Below are 2,399 nucleotides of genomic sequence, written 5' to 3'. Positions count from 1 at the left end.
TGAGTTCCTCTTCCCTTTTATGATTTAATCATCTGTACTTTCAAAATGATATATAAATCAATTAGTCATTAACTTTACGCATTGCAGCTTCTACTACATGTCCAACCAGTACGGAAGTTGTAACGCTTCCAACACCGCCCGGTACAGGTGTAATAGCATCTACGATCGGCTCTACTGCAGCGTAGTCAACGTCTCCGCAAAGTTTGCCTTCTGCGTTTACATTAATACCTACATCGATTACTGTCTGTCCTTCTTTTACATACTCAGCTCCGACAACACCGGCGCGGCCTGCGGCCACGATGATGATATCTGCCTCACGTGCTACAGACGGCATATCTACAGTTCTTGTGTGGCAGATTGTAACAGTTGCGTTCTTCTTAACAAGCATCATTGCTGCCGGTTTACCAACAACAAGGCTTCTTCCGATTACTACTGCTTTCTTGCCTGTGCAGTCGATTCCATAGTGATCAAGGATTTCCATACATGCCTGTGGTGTACATGGCGGGAAACCGATCTGTTTGCCGGTGAATACACCTGACATGGAAAGGTCTGTCATACAGTCAACGTCTTTTTCAGGAGCAAGTGCGTTCTCGATTACTGCCTGATCCAGATGTTTTGGAAGTGGACGGAATAATAATACGCCGTGAATCTTGTCATCTTTGTTTACTTTATCGATTGTTGCAAGAAGTTCTTCCTGGGAAACATCTTCCGGAAGTAAGATCTTCTCACATGCAACGCCTAAAGTTTCGCAGCGTTTTGTAGCGCCTCTTTCATAAGAGATATCGCTTGGAGTTCTCGCCTACACGGATGATACAGAGAGTAGGATTTACTCCTTTTCCCTGAAGCTCTGCTACGTTAGCTTTGATTTTCTCATTTAATGCTGCTGTTACTTCTTTACCTAATAACTGCTTAGCCATTGATTGTTTCCTCCCAAATTGCACTCATATTGTCTTTATATTATGATGTTAGGGTCAAAAGATCTTTTGACCCTGATATCATATTATTTCAATCTGCCAAGTACGCTGTTGAATGTATCATCTGCGATCTTCGTATATTTCTCAAGCATCGCATCTGCTTTTTTGTTTAATTCTTCTGCGTATTCTCTGTCAGCCATGGATTTTGTATTGATGTATACGTTCAGGCTTGCACCCTGTAATGCTGCTTTACAGAAAGCTGCGCCGACACCGGCATCGCTGATTGCAAGTTTGGATCCTTTTGCGCCGAACTCTACGATCAGTTCGATTGCTTCACAGCATTTCTCCATGATTTCCATAGGAACGGAGCATGCATCTTTTAATACGATTTCCATAACTCTTGCTTTTTCAGCTTTTTCTTCTTCTGTTTCTTTCGGCATTCCGTATGCTTTGGATAATGGCTCGAATACTTCTGCATCACGTTCGATCAGACGAAGAAAGTCTTTCTGTAACTGATCGCATTTTGCTTTTAATTCATACATTTCATCTTCTACATCAGCATATTTCTTCTTGCCCACTGTAAGACTTCCTACCATGTTTCCAAGAGCAGTTCCTACTGCACCAACTAATGCAGATGCACCGCCGCCACCCGGAACCGGAGCTTTGGAAGCTAAAACTTCAACGAATTCTGTACATGTACTTGTTGAAAATCCCATCTTTTTCTCTCCTGCTTTCTTTTATTTATTAAGCAGATATCAGATCTGCGTGTTTCAGAGAGTGCTCTCAAAGTATATCTATACATATAGGAACACTCTCCTTTTGTATTTGATAAAATTCAGTAAATTAGAACAGACCTGTAATCTTACCTGTTTCGTCTACGTCGATTCTCTCAGCAGCCGGAACTTTCGGCAGACCTGGCATTGTCATGATCTCGCCTGTAAGGGCTACGATAAATCCAGCACCAGCGGAGATCTTTAAGTTACGTACAGTAACTTCGAAGTCTGTCGGAGCACCGAGTTTTGTCTGGTCATCTGTTAAGCTGTACTGAGTCTTAGCTACGCAGATCGGGCAGTTGCCGAAGCCAAGAGCCTCTAACTGTTTTGCCTGTTTCTGAGCGTTTGCTGTCAGGACAACTCTCTTGCCGCCGTAAACTTTCTGAACGATCTGGTTCAGTTTGTCTTCGATAGAACCTTCCAGTTCATATGCATAGGAGAAGTCGTTTGGTTCTTCTACAAGACGGATAACTTCTTCTGCAAGTTTGATTCCGCCTTCGCCGCCTTTTGCCCATACTTCAGAAAGCGCAACGTTAACACCGAGTTCTTTGCATTTTGCTTCTACGAAGTCAAGCTCTGCTTTTGTATCTGTTGGGAATGCGTTGATAGCAACAACACATGGAAGTTTGTATACGTTCTTGATATTGGAAACATGTTTCAGAAGGTTCGGGATACCCTTCTCAAGTGCTTCCAGGTTCTCGTTGTTGAGGTC

Annotated in this window: 2 protein-coding genes and 1 pseudogene; all 3 read right to left on the bottom strand. The window is 42.9% G+C overall.

Going from position 1 to position 2,399, the window contains the following annotated elements; all coding sequences use genetic code 11:
* Positions 1-61 precede the first annotated feature (61 nt).
* Positions 62-917: pseudogene (locus AC058W_RS03140) on the bottom strand (bifunctional 5,10-methylenetetrahydrofolate dehydrogenase/5,10-methenyltetrahydrofolate cyclohydrolase).
* 83 nt (positions 918-1,000) lie between these two features.
* Positions 1,001-1,630 (bottom strand): cyclodeaminase/cyclohydrolase family protein, encoded by a 630-nt coding sequence (locus AC058W_RS03135; protein WP_117674553.1) that lies wholly within the window; start codon positions 1,628-1,630, stop codon positions 1,001-1,003.
* Between the two features lie 127 nt (positions 1,631-1,757).
* Positions 1,758-2,399 (bottom strand): formate--tetrahydrofolate ligase (locus AC058W_RS03130; RefSeq protein ID WP_479389695.1); only part of this gene is annotated, 642 nt, incomplete at its 5' end.

The sequence above is a fragment of the Blautia sp. CGZ-1-C1 genome (assembly GCF_056504575.1).
Note: the sequence above shows the minus strand (reverse complement) of the source record. Positions and strands in the feature narration are given on the sequence as shown.

Coding starts and splice junctions, on each gene's coding strand:
- AC058W_RS03135 (WP_117674553.1), bottom strand. CDS start 1,630: ATGGGATTTTCAACAAGTACATGTACAGAATTCGTTGAAGTTTTAGCT.